Source organism: Serratia sp. Z4, assembly GCF_009900725.1.
Lineage (GTDB): Bacteria > Pseudomonadota > Gammaproteobacteria > Enterobacterales > Enterobacteriaceae > Serratia > Serratia nematodiphila.
The window spans coordinates 1011791-1026797 of sequence record NZ_JAAABD010000002.1 but is presented as its reverse complement, the minus strand read 5'-3'; the positions used below and the strand labels follow the sequence as shown (position 1 = coordinate 1026797).

Sequence of the window (15007 nt, the reverse complement as noted above, 5' to 3'; positions counted from 1 at the left end):
GCCGTAAACAAAAGAGCAGTAGGTGACAACGATAATCACAAATTTTGACAAATTCACGGGTGCAGAAAACCACGGTTGGTAACCAATTACCCCGGCGCCACTCAGAAAAAAAGAACCGGCCAGGATGGATAAAAACACAATTAATGAACTGATAATCCTTGTCACCGTCTTAGTCCTGTCTGATATTGTAGTGTTATGTTCTTGAAGGTAAAGTTAAACCTTACAAGAACCGCCTATTGAGTTGTTGCAATTATTTTTACTGCCTGCATTGCTACTCTGCCCCCCATTGGAACCTTGATTATTGACGCAACCGCCAGCTATTGCGCCGCCGACAAGCCCAACAGCGAGACCCGGAACTCCTCCGAGCGATCCTGCAATCATCCCACCGATAATGCCATTATTACAATTGGTTATGGCATCACCTTATTTTGAGTAATAGTTACCGTTGCTATTGTTACTTCCCCCACTTTTCCCGTTGCTAGTTCTGCCACCATTGTCAACACGGTCGCCGCCATTATTGCCACGGCCACCAGCAATATAATCCAGCATTGAAAAATCAATAACTTTCATAAACAACTCCTTTTGATTGCTAAGTTTATCTTGCATAAACCTTTGTAAGGATTTTTATGATTAGCTCTTTTCAGCGGGTAGTCAAATTTAAATTAATTGCTCATAGCTATCACGAAATATTATTGCATTAAGTATAAAAATATTTTATGAATTAACTCTTTTGTAGTGTAACTTGGCCGCAGCTGGTAGGCATTGTATTCATATTTATCATTTGCTTCGGTGCGCGTACCAAAATGAATGAATTAAGTTAGGCAACCGCATTAAAGGGGGGCTTAAAAGTAACAAAAAGGAATTCGCACTCATTATGCTACGGAGGGGCTTCGCGCCCTGTCATACTTCGATCAAAATATTACTGAGCGCCTGGCGGCTTTTGCTTGAGCAAGGCGAACCCTTGTCCGCACCAATTCCAATCTGGCTATATCAGGCGTTAATTTGGCCTCGGATTTCTCCAGCCGAACCATGCCATTGGTATGTTGCCGTATGATGCCGTCCAGCAGCATCGGTACGCGACAGGCTGCGAGTCAGAAGCAGGGGATGGGGATATACGCCACAGCCCCCCACACACTCGGCAATCATCAGATGGCAAATTCGCAGGACTCCAGCGGAGTAATGTCTCGCCATCGAACAGCGGCAAGAATGCCCGCCGGCTTCGCTCGCCGTGTTGCAGCGCGTTCGTGTCGCCGATGGGGGCGCTAGCGCCGGCACGTCGACCGCCCCGCCAGATCTTAACTGTTGGTTCTTTGCGCATCTTCGATGCTTGCCCTGCGGGCCGTTGCTAAAGCAACGTGGTCTCACTTCGTTCGGCTCAAACCTCCTTCGGAGATTCTCATCCTCTCAAAGTGCAGACGAAAAAAAACCTGCTGTAACAGCAGGTTTTCTTGAATTTTATCGGCATGAGAGGATTAAATAAAATAATGTAATTTATTGATTTTCATGAGTTTATGCAATTGTTTTTTATCTGTGTATGCCTAAGCGTATGCCTAAAAGTGAAAATCATCGCACCAGCGAAAAACTGTCCCGAGCCCCAACGTTTCAAGCGATAATAGTATTACTGTAAGCTAAAATGATTAAAATCGCTTTTAGAAGGAAAGGGATGATGAAAAACTGGTCAACGGAACATACGAAAGAGATCAAATCTTGTCTCGACATTGATACTTACCGCAAATTCGAAGAGCTTACGCTTATACGGTTCTATCATGAGCTATGGGCAAGGACGTTGTTCTTCAAAAGCTACAGAGAAAATTTTGAGAGCAAAGCTCTTATGGGATACTTCTCGAAAATCTTTAGTGGGAATCCTTTTCTTATAGAAGAGGAAAAGCTTGGGTATATGACTCCCGAAAACAAGTTGTTTCAACCTCCTCATTTCTTGCTTACTACAACAGATGATATTGCTCGATTAAGCATACTTTCTTTGAAAAGAGAAATGTATTTCTGGAATGGCGGGGATGGGTATGCTGTAAATAAAGAGCTTGAAGGAAAACCTGTCTCTGAGAGTATGCCAGATCAGTTTCCCCGGACAGTTATGTTTGAAATAGATTTAGCAAGTGGGACTGACGAGGAAATTGCTGAATCACTTAAGGCTGCACTACCTCAATGGCGAAAAATTAAGGGTATAGAAGAAAATCCCCTGGAGTCAGTTCGGTTTAGGTATGGAACTATCAAGAAACTGATCAACTATCGTGTAATACCTATGCTGGATATTCTGGTCTGGGCCGCCATTAAAAAGATCCGTGTCTCTGACGACAGACTATCCAGGTTGCTATATACATATGATGACGCAGAAAGTGAAATGAGACTACCCCAGCAGATCAAGGATACTGACCGACCTCTTGCCCTTAAAGCCTCAACAATTGACTTCATCAGGCAGTTTCATTTTTTTATAAACAAGAACAATCATTTGAAAAAAATGAAAATTTCTGATGTAATTAAACTTACAGATTAATGTTAATATAACATACCTTTATGTTTGGATATGACAACCTCAACTGGTTGTTTCTATTATAAAAATGTTCTTTTGGTTTTCGCTGGCTTACTATGAAATTTAAAATACGTAATTAATGCTCAAAAAGTATAGCAATTAAGAGAAATGCGAGGTTATCTTGGAATCTACTAAATATCAAGTTTTCCTGAGTTCCACATATTCTGACTTAGCAGAAGAAAGAGAAAGTATTATAAAAGCTATTTTGGAAATGTATCATATCCCTATTGGGATGGAGATGTTCAGTGCTGAAGATGAAGACCAGTGGGAAATCATCAGACGAACGATTGAAGTTAGTGATTATTATATTCTTGTTTTAGGTTTAAGATATGGTTCAAAAACATCAGATGGCATTAGTTTCACACAAAAAGAATATGAGTATGCCTTAGAAAGAAAGATACCTATTCTTGCGTTTGTCATGAAAGACAATGTGCCTCTACCAATAGATAGAAGGGACGATGATCTCTCAGAAATTAATGGATTTAGAGAATTAGTGTTAAGAAATTCAAAAATGGCTCAATTTTGGGAGACAAAAGACCAGCTTATAAAAAGCGTATCAATTTCATTGATGAAGCAGATCATGCAGAAACCTGGGATAGGATGGATTCGTGGTGATAAGGCAGATATCGATGGAGCTCTTTCAAAAGAGTTAACATCTTTGAGTAAAGAAAACAGAGAGTTACGAAAAAGAGTTTTGGATCTTGAATCAAAAATTTCATTTAGAAAGCCATCGGTCGATGTTTCCATAAATAAACCGACTATCGATGAAAATTTCAATTCATATGAAATCCTAACGATGCCTGATGTTTTGAGGTTACAAAATGTGCCATCACATTTACATGAGTATATCTCTGAAGATGACATAGAGAAATATAATAGGGAGATTCCAAGTCAAAATGAATTATTTAATTATAATAAAGAAATTGAAAGATTTTATAAGATAAATAATTATTCATCAGCACTTGAAATATTAGTGTCTAATATAGGAAGTATAAAAGCAACTAATGTATATATAGATATCGAATTTCCTGATGCTTTTTTAATTTATGAGAATGACGACACATTCAGTGAGCCTGAATCGCCCCTTCCAGTTAATCCTATAATTCGAGCGAAATCGGAATATAGTAAAAATAAATATATGCAAAATTCTGCATTATCCCGTTTACAGACACAGTTAGGTGGTGGTTATAGTGTGATGGATCGTTTTCCATCTTTGAATAATAATCTATCATTTCTGAGTAAAATTCCACCTATCAATCAAAAGTGGTGGACAAAACTTGATGGAAGAAAAATCACGATAAAAATTGATAATTTATTACACACGAGAGAGTCATCATTTGATGATGAATACATGATAGTTCCTTTAACAACAGGAAAGCATATGATTGAGGTCAGGATTATATGTGAGGAATATGAAGAAATAGAAACTAGATATATTGAAATTGATATATAAAAAATTATGTGATTAATAGTGTACACCTGATCCGACAGAAACTTGTAGAAATAATCGGTAACTGTCAGGTCAGGTCTGATCTAAAACAGTTGAATTAGTGAAATTTGTCAAGCTGAGTATTAACTATCATATCTTATAATTATCACTCATGTTAAGTTTTTAGGCTATAAGTTCAAGACCGCTTTAATTCTTTTGGTAAAAAGGCATCAATTTCGCTATCTGAAAAAGTCATATCCTCCAGTTCCTTTAGAGCCTTTTGCGCGGCTATATAAGCTTTGTAATTTGTGCTCGGAGAACCTGCGTATACAGACTGTAATTCTTTTGTGAGTTTATCTCTTTTTTCTCTTATTTTATCAAGGGATATATCCCCAATACGAATATCAGTCAACAATGAAAGATATTCTTCTCTTATAATCCATAGATCACAGCCAGCTTGCCGATGCTTTTGAGCTAGTTCTCCTAAATCATAATTTTTTGTATATGTATTTAAAATCAAAAGGATGGTTGAGAGGACAACACTGATAATAGCGCTAACGTTGCCCTTGTCAAAGAAAGTTGAAACTATTCCACCTGTAACTAATGCTGATACGACTATTTGCCATAATTTTATGTTTTCATGCTTACGGATGAGTATGTCAGCACATTTTTCATGAGTTTTATGGGAGTAAACGACCCGTCCGTAACATTCTCTTATCTGCCCTTCAAGGATTAAACGGTCTTCATTCATCACGGTTACCCTCGATTATTATTGGTACATGAATTCTATCTTTGGCAACGACAACTCCGTCTTTAACACAATAGCATTCGACAATGTGATCCCCACGAAAATTGGTGGACTCTATTTTTTGTCTCATCCCGGCATCTGCAACTATTTGTCCTCGAATATTATTTTTTCTCTTTGCCACTTCACCTCTATTCAATACTTTCCAGTATATATCATAAGGTTGTATAACTGAAATCTCTTTCACCTCAAACCTTAAATCCTTTTTATTTCGTAGAGGAATATGTCTTGAGATCATATCACGCAGAAAAAACTCTCGAAAACCATTTTGTTTCACTTCACAATCAATTTTTATGTTTTCTTTAATATCCACAGGGAATTTATCTTCGATAAATTCTTCTGTGTTTTTCCATGTTGCGTGGGTATGGATCGAAAAGGATGCCTTTGATACAGTTTCAGCTTTCGGGAACGGGCGACCATAGACCTTTTTCCATTTATCATTTTCATTCGATTGACCGTTAGCATCAATTGCTTCAAGACACAGATGGTATGCTTTTTTAGCTTTCTTTTGAAATTTTTTCTTAACTTTCACTCGTTGACGACTGCCAGGGGCTGAATACTCAGTCTGTTCTTCAATTTCATGAATATACTTGAAAAAATCTCTACTTAACCAATCATAATAGTGATAGCTCTTATCATCATACTCAGTTGTTGAGTTTAGAAAATTGTATACCAGAGTATCAATCAGAAGCCCTCCCATAGCTAAGCCATGTTTGTTACGCCATGCCCTTATCATTTTACATAGCCGACGGAGGTTGCTATTTTTGTTTGCGTCAAGGTTATTTATAGCTGTCATTTCAGCTCTGGGCTTCGTTATTTTCCAACTGCCACCGTTTTTCGTGTCAGGATATTTATAACTACAATCCTCTTGTTCAAAAACAGGCTGAACTTCAACATGGAAATTGGTATAAGTTACAGTAACGACAAGTCTGTCCACACGAACTTTCGTCGTCGGATACCTTTTTAATATCGCTGATTTGACATCTTGAAGTAGTTCTAATTGTTTACCGTCTTTGTAATTATCCCATTTTGATTTAGGCATAATATATAGCATATCTAGATCTGAAATACCTCTGATTCCCGTTTTTCTCCCAAATGAACCCACTTGTAAAGTATTTGCTGTATTAGATTCGGTATCTCTGAACTGTTTGTTTAAAGCAGTGGTTAACTCACCATAGCGAGAGCTGATTGTTTCTGCATTATTGATAGATAAATTTGATATAAACCCTGAAAACATTTCAGATATAGTCATCGAATGAACTCCTCACTCTTAGATTTTTTGTTTATGTACGCTAAGGGTTTGCTACAACTTCACTTTGGATTTATGCTGTATGAATAAACAGTTATCTTAGCATAACTTAATCGAACGTTCAGGTGTTTATTTTTATTCATTAACATAATGATCTATAGTTATTTTTATGTAATATGCCCTCTGATCCTACTTGGCGGCACTCCCTACAGAAAAGGCATAAAAACGGCATTTCGGTTTTTTTCGTGATCGCCGTATTTACATCAACGAAGGAAAGAACGCAAGTTAATCAATCTGTATCTAATTGATTAACATAGAATATGTCATCAACTTCCGCTCCTGGCAGAAAGCTGCCATATACAATAAGTTGAGGGGACGCTGTGAGCGAGAAGCGGAAGCTCACAATTGTCGCTACAGCCGATAGGGGCACTACTAACATTGGCGTATCGTATTGAAAGGGGACAGGTCACCTCGGTCGTACACTCGAATTTATTAAACTGGTTCAGGATAAGCGTGACAATAATCGTTCGCAGGCAATACCTGCCGGTGATGGCCCATCACGGCGACGTAGAAAACCAGCAGAAAAGAAATCCCAACGTTCGCTGAATGGTGACGATATGCTCAATGCGTTGAAGACATTACAGTCACGTTCTGAGGAAATGTTTGGTACAAGGTAATAGCTTCAGTGTTATGATATTTAAGGAGAATCTAAGTGAATCTCCAAAGTTTTAATCCAGTAGCATCCATATTGTCAGAAACTAAAAATGGTATATAAGAAAGGTGAAAATAGATGAAATTGAATCCTGAAAAATACAATAGAAAAATCACTCTATTATGTCCTGTATGCGGGAACTCAGAAATGGAACATGCCGAAGACTCGGAGATCGTCAAATGCATAGGATGCGGAAAAATACTCACTAACGATGAGTTAATCCAAGAAAATGGCGTAAGTATTGATGCGCATGTTAATGAAGTAAAAGAAGAATTGACGAAGGATATACAAAAGCAGTTTAACGACATGCTGAAGAAAGCTTTTAAGGGAAGTAAAAACATAAGGATCAAATAATGACTACAAGTGACGTCATCGCTTTAGGAGCGCTTGCAGTATCAATCTACACCATCATATCATCCGAGCTTAAATCAAGAAAAAGCGATAGAGAACAAAAGGTTATTAAAGATGAGCAAGATAGATTGCGTAAGTTGCTTCTGGAAAAAGAAACAAAGTCAGCTATCAATGAAATGAAGGCTGAGCTTGGTGCTCGCTTGGTAAAAATATCCAGAAACAATTACAGGCTAAAAATATACAATAGAGGCAAAGTCGAAGCTAGGAATATAGAAATTCACTTTCCTGATAATGACGGTGATGAATACCTTGTAATATCGGATGTAGAAGACAAGTTCCCATATGAGATACTGCATCCGCAACACGGAATTGAGATCATCGCGGGACTAAGTTTCGGTAGCAAAACTAAATATCGAATAAAACTCATATGGGATGATGATTATAAGAGGAGAAATGAAGAGGAGTTTTTCATTTCAATATGAATTAACTCACTCAATGACTGTATGCTAAAAAGGCCGCTGTGGAAGATATTTCTCAGCAGCCTTTTCAACTTTGCTGGCTGACCTGCTCCCCGTTGATTAATACACCGCGATGTTAGTAATGTCTTCATAAGCCACATGAGGACATCCCCATGAAGAAGCGTTTTTCCGACGAACAGATCATCAGTATTCTTCGCGAAGCGGAAGCTGGAGTTTCTGCCCGTGAGCTCTGCCGTAAGCACGCCATTTCCGATGCCACTTTCTACACCTGGCGCAAGAAGTTTGGTGGCCTGGAAGTTCCTGAGGTGAAGCGGCTTAAATCTCTTGAAGAGGATAACGCCCGCCTCAAGAAGCTTCTTGCCGAAGCCATGCTGGATAAGGAGGCACTTCAGGTGGCTCTGGGGCGAAAGTACTGACGACAGGCCAGAAGCGGGAAGCCGTTGAGTTTATGTGTGATGCGACCGGTCTGTCGCAACGTCGTGCCTGCAGGCTTACAGGTTTGTCCCTGTCGACCTGCCGCTATGAGGCTCAGCGTCCGGCAGCTGATGCGCATTTATCAGGGCGCATCACTGAGCTGGCACTGGGGCGCAGGCGTTTTGGCTACCGCCGCATCTGGCAGCTGTTGCGTCGGGAGGGCCTTCACGTCAATCACAAGCGGGTATACCGTATTTACCACCTTAATGGACTGAGCGTAAAACGCAGACGACGCCGTAAAGGGCTGGCAACCGAACGGTTTCCGTTTCTGCGCCCGGATGCGCCGAACCTGACATGGTCGATGGATTTCGTTATGGACGCACTGGCCAACGGTCGGAGGATCAAGTGCCTGACCTGTGTGGATGATTTCACGAAGGAGTGTCTGACGATCACCGCGGCTTTCGGTATTTCAGGCGTTCAGGTCACGCGTATTCTGGACAGCATTGCGCTGTTTAGGGGCTATCCGGCGACAATAAGAACCGATCAGGGTCCGGAATTTACCTGCCGCGCGCTCGATCAATGGGCCTTTGAGCATGGTGTGGAACTACGGCTTATCCAGCCAGGTAAGCCAACGCAGAACGGATTTATTGAGAGTTTTAACGGACGCTTTCGCGATGAGTGTCTGAATGAACACTGGTTCAGCGATATTCTTCATGCCCGGAAAACGATTAATGACTGGCGGCAGGATTATGACGAGTGCCGTCCCCATTCATCGTTGGATTACCAGACACCAGCTGAATTCGCAACGGACTGGCGAAACAGGAAATATGAAGAAAAACCAACCGACATTACTAACTGAAGGTTGTATCTAATCCTGGGGGCAGGTCATTCCTCCGATAGGCTTTTTGCCGATAGGCTAATTTCTGCTAGATACATTTAAGGCAGAATGCACTGTAGATGCTTCCCCCCCTAGTCCCCCTTATCCCCCCGTAGACAATCCTTCCCTACAAATTTAATGACCCCGTGTCTCATGTAGTCTGTATTACTTGCTTTACCTTCAATGCGTTAGGTTGATTCGTTCACATTGCGTTAGTGCATATGGCATGTAGCGCAGCCTGTAGCTGCCTATGAGCATAGCGAATAGGAGGAGACTGGAGCAGGGCGACAGGCGAGACAGGGGAAGGAACTTGTGACGCTCCCTGTTAACCGTCATGGATTGATATGAGCATGTGCATTTGGCTATTGCACATGTGCAGTGTTCTGCATAAAGTAAAGGGGCTAACCTTTCGATTAACCCCTTGACCTATTTGGAATGTTTGGTCGGCATGAGAGGATTCGAACCTCCGACCCCCGACACCCCATGACGGTGCGCTACCAGGCTGCGCTACATGCCGACGCTATGAAAAATCATACTACCGATTCCCGATGTTAATGCAAGCGCCTCGCCACTTGATTGCTTTAGTTTTAAGCAGTTAGTTGGCGATAAAGCGTTTTACATCGGTCAACACCTGCAACAGCAGAGCAAGCTGCGGTTTCTCGTCTTTTATTTCATCGCCGTTCTGATCGTAGACGCGATAGTTGCCGCTGTTGTCCAGCATCAGCGTTTGTGTCGGCGTGGTGATCACCAGCTGGTTGCCATCGCCGGTGGCGATCCAGTTGTTGCGGCGCTGGGCGGTGAACAGATCCTCGCCCTGCGAATAGTCTTTCGGCGCGGTTTGCACGTGCAGCAGGCGTTGCATCAAGGTGCGCATGACGTCGTTATGGCCGGTCAGCTTGCTGATGGTCTGCGCCGGGGTGCCCGGCCAGTGGATCACCAACGGCACCTGCAGTTGCGCCTGGTTGAAGGCGGTGCCGGCGCCCCATTGGCCTTTGCCGCTGTCGTTGAACTCGACGCCGTGCTCGGCGGTGATCACCACCACGGTTTTATCCAGCAGGCCGCGCTGTTTCAGCGTGTCCAGCACCCGGGCTATCTGAGCATCCACATCTTGCGCGCCGGTGCGGTAGCGCCGAATAAAGTCGGCAGGAACCGGTTTTTTGTCGCCTTCGGTCGGCTCGGCGCCGCTGAAGTTGATATAGGAGAACCACGGCTCTTTGCTACCCTGGTCCGCCAACCAACGTTGCCATTGCTGGGTGGTCTGGGCGTCGCTTTGCGGCGCCGGCGTTGGCAGCGAGAAGTCGGTCAACAGAGCCTGGCGGTACAGGCTGGCATTGAAGCCATCGGAGGAGAACAGCCCCAGCTGGTAGCCCCGATCGCCTAGCGCATTGATCAGTGCCGACGGCTTACGGCCGGCGAGCACGCTGTCCAGATAGGTCGGGGAAATGCCGTAGAACAGGCCGAACAGCCCGGTATCGGCATGGTTGCCCGAACTGTAGTGATCGCTGAAACGCACGTTTTCCTGGGCGAAGCGGGTCAGGGTTGGCATGTCCTGCGCCACGTCTTTGGCGCGAATGCCGTCCACTACGATCATCAGCAGGTTATAGTCGCTGCCTTTATCGCCGTAGCTGAGATCGCTGAGCGGATACTCTACCGACACCGCTTCCGGGTTGCCCTGTTGCACCAGACGGCGCTCATACTCTTGCTGGTCGAGCAGGCCGTGTTTCTCGAGGAACTTGCGCGCGGTCATCGGGTACGAGAGCGGCAGGTTGGCTCGCTGCATGGTGATCGGGCGATAGAAGTTGGCGTCGGCCCAGATATAAATCAGGTGCGACGCGAAAAAGGCGCTGATAAACAGCGCCGCCAGCGGCTTGCCGAAGCGGCGGCGGTTCAGGCTGCGCAGCTTCTGCCAGCTCCAGGTGCCGAACAGCATCTCCACCAGGAAGATCACCGGCACGCAGATAAACATCAGCTGCCAGTCGCGCGAAAGCTCGCTTTGATCCGGGTTGACCACCAGATCCCACACCACCGGATTGAGGTGCAGGTGGAAATGGGAGAACACTTCGCTGTCGACCAGCAACAGCGTGAGCCCGATGGTGGCCAACGCGGCGGAAATAAATCGCAGCAGCCGCTGCGACATCACCACGAAGGTGAGCGGGAAGATCACCAGCAAATAGCCGGCGAACACGATAAAGCTGAAATGCCCCAGCAGGCTGACAAAGGCATAGACCCGGCCCAGCAGGGATGCGGGCCAGTCGGTGACAAACAGGTAGCGGCTGCCCAGCCCAAGGGCGAGCAGGATGTTGAATAAGGCGAACCAGTGCCCCCAGCTGATCATCTGGGAGACTTTTTCACGATAACGCTGACGGTTTGTCACCATAAGTCAATATTAATGTGCTTTATCTTCACGGACAGAAGCCTGCAAGGCTTCCGCGAACGATCTCGCCAGGGTTTTCCGCTGCGCGGGGGCAACGCTGGTGTTGATCAAATTAGTGACCATGTTGCCCAGCACCATCAGGGAAAGATCGGTGGGGGTATGGTGTTTTTCCAGAACATTGACCAGCTCTGAGAGCAGTTGTTCAACGTGTTCGTCACTGTAACGGGATGATTGTGGCATAAAATTGCGCTTAGTAATCTGCAAAGTGCCCTATCTTACCGTATAGGGCAGTGATTTTCCGCTCTTTTATCACTTCCTGTCATTCGGGAAATTGTTCGCCCGCGCCGGGGCGGGGCCCCGCTGCGCCTTTCCGGTTGGCCACAGCTTTTTAGTATTGCAGGGCGGGGTCTTCAGTGTTTGAATACGCGCCTAAAGAACAGGAGGATTTATCATGAGTCTGGATATCGACCAGATCGCTCTGCACCAATTGGTGAAACGCGACGAGCAAACGCTGGACGTGGTGTTGCGTGATACCTTGCTTCCCACCAACGCGGCGGTGGAAGAAATGATGACGGAACTGCATCGCGTCTACAGCGCCAAGAGCAAGGCCTTGGGCCTGTTCAACGAAGGCAGCGAACTGGCGGAAGCGCTGCGCACTTGCCGCAAGGACGATAAGGACTTTCTGGCCTTCAGCCGCGCGGCGACCGGCCGCCTGCGCGACGAACTGGCGAAGTATCCGTTTGCCGAAGGCGGCGTGGTGCTGTTCGGCCAATACCGTTATCTGGCGGTGGAGTACTTGCTGATCGCGGTGCTGAACAGCCGTAACAGCATGCGCGTCAACGAAGAGCTGGATATCAACACCACGCACTATCTGGACATCAACAACGCCGATATCGTCGCGCGCATCGATCTGACCGAATGGGAAACCAACCCGGAATCGACCCGCTATCTGACCTTCCTGCGCGGGCGCGTAGGCCGCAAGGTCGCCGACTTCTTCATGGATTTCCTGGCGGCGTCCGAAGGGTTGGACACCAAGGCGCAAAACCGCGGGCTGCTGCAGGCGGTGGACGACTACTGCGCCGATGCGCAGTTGGACAAGAACGAGCGCCAGTCGGTGCGCCAACAGGTGTACAGCTACTGCAACGAACAGCTGCAGGCGGGCGAAGAGATTGAACTGCAGGCCCTGTCGCAGGAGCTGTCGCCGGTCGGTGAGAAAGACTTCATGCAGTTCTCCAGCGAGCAAGGGTATGAGTTGGAGGAAAGCTTCCCGGCGGATCGCGGCACGCTGCGCCAGCTGACCAAATTTGCCGGCAGCGGCGGCGGCATCAGCCTGAATTTCGACGCCATGCTGTTGGGCGAGCGCATTTTCTGGGATGCGGCCACCGACACGCTGACTATCAGAGGCACGCCGCCGAACCTGCGCGATCAGCTGCAGCGCCGGACCGGCAGCGGCAAGTAAGCGCGCCGGATCGCAGACAATAAAAAACGCCGCAATTGCGGCGTTCTTTATTTCGGCGTCCCGAAAGGTTCGAAAACGTAGCGATTAAACGCGAACGAAGTCGATGTGAGCCAGTTTTGGCTTGAACGGGTGACGCTGTACAGCCTGAACCTTAACTTTGGTTTCTTTACCGTCGATAACCAGAGTTACTGCTTCGCTGTAGAATTCTGGTTTAGCTTCCATGTTCTTAACAGAATCATGGTCCAATTCGATGGAAACTGCAGCTTCTTTGCCACCGTAAACGATAGCTGGGAATTTGTTTGCTGCACGCAGGCGGCGGCTCGCACCTTTACCCTGGTCTTTACGTACTTCTGCATTGATAGTGAACATTGTTTTTTCTCTTAAAAGAAAATTTACCCTGCTACAGGCGACCCAAGTAGCAAGTTCGGGAATCCGCTTTAACGCTGGGCAGGCCCAGGTAAAGCGCGCGGCATTTTAACGGAAAGCCGCCTGCAGGGCAACGAAAACCTGTCCAGATTGGGGACCGTTCGCTCAGGTCAATTGATTGGCGCGGCGGAAACGGCCTTGATAATCGAACACTTTCTCGCGCACCTGCCAAAACTGGCCGCGTTTGCGCGCCACCACGAAATCCGGATGGCGCAGCGCCTGTTGTTGCGCCAGCACGTCGGCGGCGGTGTGCCAGGCGAACGGCACGCCCGGCGCGCGCTGGTGCGGGCGCAGGAACAGCATCTCGAAGGCTTTGCGCTGCGCCGGCGTCTGCAGGCGGAAGCGCTCGCTGGTGCTGGTGCCGTCCTCGTCGTAATAGGTGGCCTTCAGCCATTCGCCCTTGTCATCGCGGCCGCTCTGCAGTTCCATGCCGCCGCAGCGCAGCACCAGCGCGTCTTTCAGCTTCAGCGCCGCCTTCAGCATGTCATCGGGATCGACCAGCACCTCCTGACACTGATGGCAGCGGCGTGCGGCGATGTCGTTCTCCGCGCCGCAGTGCGGGCAGCTCTTGAACCGGAAGCGGTAATCGCACTGTTCGCGGTGGCCGTCGTCGTCTTCCAGCCAGCCCTGACAGCGGCGGCCGTAGTGCTCGATGATATCGCCGTTCTCGGTGCACTTGCCCCAGAACAGATTGGCGAAGCCGCAGGCCGGGCAGAACACCTGCACCGGCTGGCTGTCGCCGTGCGGCTTGCTGACGCCGACCTCAGGCGTAAACAGATCGTGCGGGTTGCCGGCATAGTCGAGGATCAGACAATCCTCCTTGCCGGGCGCCAGCCGCAGCCCGCGGCCGACGATCTGCTGATACAGGCTGACGGACTCGGTCGGGCGCAGGATCGCGATCAGATCGACGTGCGGCGCGTCGAAACCGGTGGTCAATACCGCTACGTTGACCAGATAGCGCAACTGCTGCTGTTTGAACGCCTCGATCAGCGCATCGCGCTCGGCGGGCGGCGTTTCTGCGCTGACCAGCGCGGCCTCGCCGTTCGGCAGCAGGCCGTGGATCTCGCGGGCGTGCTCGACGGTGGCGGCGAAGATCATTACCCCTTTGCGATCGTCGGCGTACTCCACAATCTGGCTGATAATGTGCGGCGTGACGCGGTTTTGCCGCTTCAGCTCGCGGTTCAGATCCGCTTCGCTGAACAGGCCGTTGCTTCTGGCCTCCAGCCGGCTGAAATCGTACTGTACAATCGGCATGTCCAGCCGCTCAGGCGGCACCAGGAAGCCGTTCTTAATCATATAGCGCAGCGGCAGCTCATAGATGCAGTCGCGAAACGGGCTGGCGCCGTCGCCGCGGGTAAAACCGTGGTAGTGATACTGGTAAATCCAGCCCTTGCCCAGACGATAGGGCGTGGCGGTCAACCCCAGCAGCCGCAGCTGCGGGTTGGTTTTCTGCAAATGCTGGATGATTTGTTGGTACTGGCTGTCGTCGTCGTCACTGATGCGGTGGCATTCATCGACGATCAGCAGCGAAAAGGCGCCGTCGAACAGCGGCAGGTTGCGCGCCACCGACTGCACGCTGCCGAACACCACTTTGCCGGCGCTCTCTTTTTGTTGCAGACCGGCGGCGAAGATGTCCGCCTCCAGGCCGTAGGCGCAGTATTTGGCGTGGTTTTGCGCCACCAGTTCCTTGACGTGCGCCAACACCAGCACCCGCCCACGGGCTCGCTTCGCCAGTTCGGCGATCACCAGGCTTTTGCCGGCGCCGGTCGGCAGCACGATCAGCGCCGGTTCGGGACGCCGCCGGAAATGGTTGATGGTGGCTTCGACCGCTTCCAGTTGGTAGGGGCGTAGGGTAAAGGCCATAAAATGAACGCCGTAGAGTGG

The 15007-nt window shown here is 47.6% G+C and carries 13 protein-coding genes, 1 tRNA gene, 1 other RNA gene and 1 pseudogene; 7 read left to right on the top strand and 9 right to left on the bottom strand.

Going from position 1 to position 15007, the window contains the following annotated elements:
• Positions 1 to 423 precede the first annotated feature (423 nt).
• Positions 424 to 570 (bottom strand): hypothetical protein, encoded by a 147-nt coding sequence (locus GT753_RS12710; RefSeq protein WP_160125641.1) that lies wholly within the window; start codon positions 568 to 570, stop codon positions 424 to 426.
• A gap of 726 nt (positions 571 to 1296) precedes the next feature.
• Positions 1297 to 1415, bottom strand: a non-coding RNA gene (locus GT753_RS12705) — RtT sRNA.
• A 251-nt stretch (positions 1416 to 1666) separates the two neighbouring features.
• Here GT753_RS12705 and GT753_RS12700 point away from each other — a divergent pair.
• Both GT753_RS12700 and GT753_RS12695 read left to right on the top strand, forming a co-directional pair.
• Positions 1667 to 2512: a DUF6387 family protein gene (locus GT753_RS12700; protein ID WP_160125640.1), complete on the top strand. Its 846-nt coding sequence runs from the start codon at positions 1667 to 1669 to the stop codon at positions 2510 to 2512.
• Positions 2513 to 2669: 157 nt separating this feature from the next.
• The gene (locus GT753_RS12695; protein WP_160125639.1) at positions 2670 to 4001 is read left to right on the top strand and encodes a DUF4062 domain-containing protein; all 1332 of its coding nucleotides are present in this window, start codon (positions 2670 to 2672) and stop codon (positions 3999 to 4001) included.
• 172 nt (positions 4002 to 4173) lie between these two features.
• Here the strand turns inward: GT753_RS12695 and GT753_RS12690 are convergent, their stop codons facing one another.
• Positions 4174 to 4728 (bottom strand): SLATT domain-containing protein, encoded by a 555-nt coding sequence (locus tag GT753_RS12690; RefSeq protein ID WP_054179553.1) that lies wholly within the window; start codon positions 4726 to 4728, stop codon positions 4174 to 4176.
• The gene (locus tag GT753_RS12685; protein ID WP_160125638.1) at positions 4721 to 6034 is read right to left on the bottom strand and encodes a nucleotidyltransferase; all 1314 of its coding nucleotides are present in this window, start codon (positions 6032 to 6034) and stop codon (positions 4721 to 4723) included. The genes GT753_RS12690 and GT753_RS12685 overlap by 8 nt, the downstream gene beginning before the upstream one ends.
• Before the next feature lie 467 nt (positions 6035 to 6501).
• Between GT753_RS12685 and GT753_RS12680 the strand changes: the two are divergent.
• The 4 genes and pseudogenes from GT753_RS12680 to GT753_RS12665 all read left to right on the top strand — a co-directional run.
• Positions 6502 to 6708: pseudogene (locus tag GT753_RS12680) on the top strand (ISNCY family transposase); the annotation flags it as partial.
• Positions 6709 to 6821: 113 nt separating this feature from the next.
• Complete coding sequence (locus GT753_RS12675) at positions 6822 to 7097, top strand: hypothetical protein (RefSeq protein WP_160125637.1); 276 nt, start codon at positions 6822 to 6824, stop codon at positions 7095 to 7097.
• Positions 7097 to 7576: a hypothetical protein gene (locus GT753_RS12670; RefSeq protein WP_160125636.1), complete on the top strand. Its 480-nt coding sequence runs from the start codon at positions 7097 to 7099 to the stop codon at positions 7574 to 7576. Before GT753_RS12675 ends, GT753_RS12670 begins: the two co-directional genes overlap by 1 nt.
• A 149-nt stretch (positions 7577 to 7725) precedes the next feature.
• Positions 7726 to 8846, top strand: a protein-coding gene (locus tag GT753_RS12665; RefSeq protein ID WP_160125635.1) for an IS3 family transposase whose coding sequence is annotated in 2 segments (ribosomal slippage) — positions 7726 to 7984 and positions 7984 to 8846 — 1122 coding nt in all. Because the reading frame shifts where the segments join, the coding sequence is not laid out codon by codon here.
• Positions 8847 to 9304: 458 nt separating this feature from the next.
• On the opposite strand, the gene GT753_RS12660 is transcribed toward GT753_RS12665, so the two are convergent.
• The 3 genes from GT753_RS12660 to GT753_RS12650 all read right to left on the bottom strand — a co-directional run bounded on the left by GT753_RS12660 (position 9305) and on the right by GT753_RS12650 (position 11478).
• Positions 9305 to 9381, bottom strand: a tRNA-Pro gene (locus GT753_RS12660).
• A 78-nt stretch (positions 9382 to 9459) separates the two neighbouring features.
• The gene (gene yejM / locus GT753_RS12655) at positions 9460 to 11241 is read right to left on the bottom strand and encodes an LPS biosynthesis-modulating metalloenzyme YejM (RefSeq protein WP_076740595.1); all 1782 of its coding nucleotides are present in this window, start codon (positions 11239 to 11241) and stop codon (positions 9460 to 9462) included.
• A 9-nt stretch (positions 11242 to 11250) separates the two neighbouring features.
• Positions 11251 to 11478 carry a YejL family protein gene (locus GT753_RS12650; RefSeq protein ID WP_004935782.1) on the bottom strand — a complete coding sequence of 76 codons (228 nt, stop codon included), beginning with the start codon at positions 11476 to 11478 and terminating at the stop codon, positions 11251 to 11253.
• A gap of 211 nt (positions 11479 to 11689) precedes the next feature.
• On the opposite strand from GT753_RS12650, the gene yejK reads away from it, so the two are divergent.
• Positions 11690 to 12697, top strand: coding sequence for a nucleoid-associated protein YejK (yejK, locus tag GT753_RS12645; RefSeq protein WP_004935779.1), 1008 nt, complete (start codon positions 11690 to 11692; stop codon positions 12695 to 12697).
• An 84-nt stretch (positions 12698 to 12781) separates the two neighbouring features.
• Here yejK and rplY read toward each other — a convergent pair whose 3' ends face one another.
• Together rplY and GT753_RS12635 are read right to left on the bottom strand one after the other, a co-directional pair.
• Complete coding sequence (gene rplY / locus GT753_RS12640; RefSeq protein WP_004935776.1) at positions 12782 to 13066, bottom strand: 50S ribosomal protein L25; 285 nt, start codon at positions 13064 to 13066, stop codon at positions 12782 to 12784.
• 162 nt (positions 13067 to 13228) lie between these two features.
• Positions 13229 to 14986: a DEAD/DEAH box helicase gene (locus tag GT753_RS12635; RefSeq protein ID WP_160125634.1), complete on the bottom strand. Its 1758-nt coding sequence runs from the start codon at positions 14984 to 14986 to the stop codon at positions 13229 to 13231.
• Positions 14987 to 15007: the final 21 nt, after the last annotated feature.

Excerpts from the sequence above, each read along its gene's own strand:
- GT753_RS12710 (WP_160125641.1), bottom strand. The coding sequence starts at position 570 with ATGAAAGTTATTGATTTTTCAATGCTGGATTATATTGCTGGTGGCCGT.
- GT753_RS12700 (WP_160125640.1), top strand. The coding sequence starts at position 1,667 with ATGAAAAACTGGTCAACGGAACATACGAAAGAGATCAAATCTTGTCTC.
- GT753_RS12690 (WP_054179553.1), bottom strand. The coding sequence starts at position 4,728 with ATGAATGAAGACCGTTTAATCCTTGAAGGGCAGATAAGAGAATGTTAC.
- GT753_RS12685 (WP_160125638.1), bottom strand. The coding sequence starts at position 6,034 with ATGACTATATCTGAAATGTTTTCAGGGTTTATATCAAATTTATCTATC.
- GT753_RS12675 (WP_160125637.1), top strand. The coding sequence starts at position 6,822 with ATGAAATTGAATCCTGAAAAATACAATAGAAAAATCACTCTATTATGT.
- GT753_RS12670 (WP_160125636.1), top strand. The coding sequence starts at position 7,097 with ATGACTACAAGTGACGTCATCGCTTTAGGAGCGCTTGCAGTATCAATC.
- yejM (WP_076740595.1), bottom strand. The coding sequence starts at position 11,241 with ATGGTGACAAACCGTCAGCGTTATCGTGAAAAAGTCTCCCAGATGATC.
- GT753_RS12650 (WP_004935782.1), bottom strand. The coding sequence starts at position 11,478 with ATGCCACAATCATCCCGTTACAGTGACGAACACGTTGAACAACTGCTC.
- yejK (WP_004935779.1), top strand. The coding sequence starts at position 11,690 with ATGAGTCTGGATATCGACCAGATCGCTCTGCACCAATTGGTGAAACGC.
- rplY (WP_004935776.1), bottom strand. The coding sequence starts at position 13,066 with ATGTTCACTATCAATGCAGAAGTACGTAAAGACCAGGGTAAAGGTGCG.
- GT753_RS12635 (WP_160125634.1), bottom strand. The coding sequence starts at position 14,986 with ATGGCCTTTACCCTACGCCCCTACCAACTGGAAGCGGTCGAAGCCACC.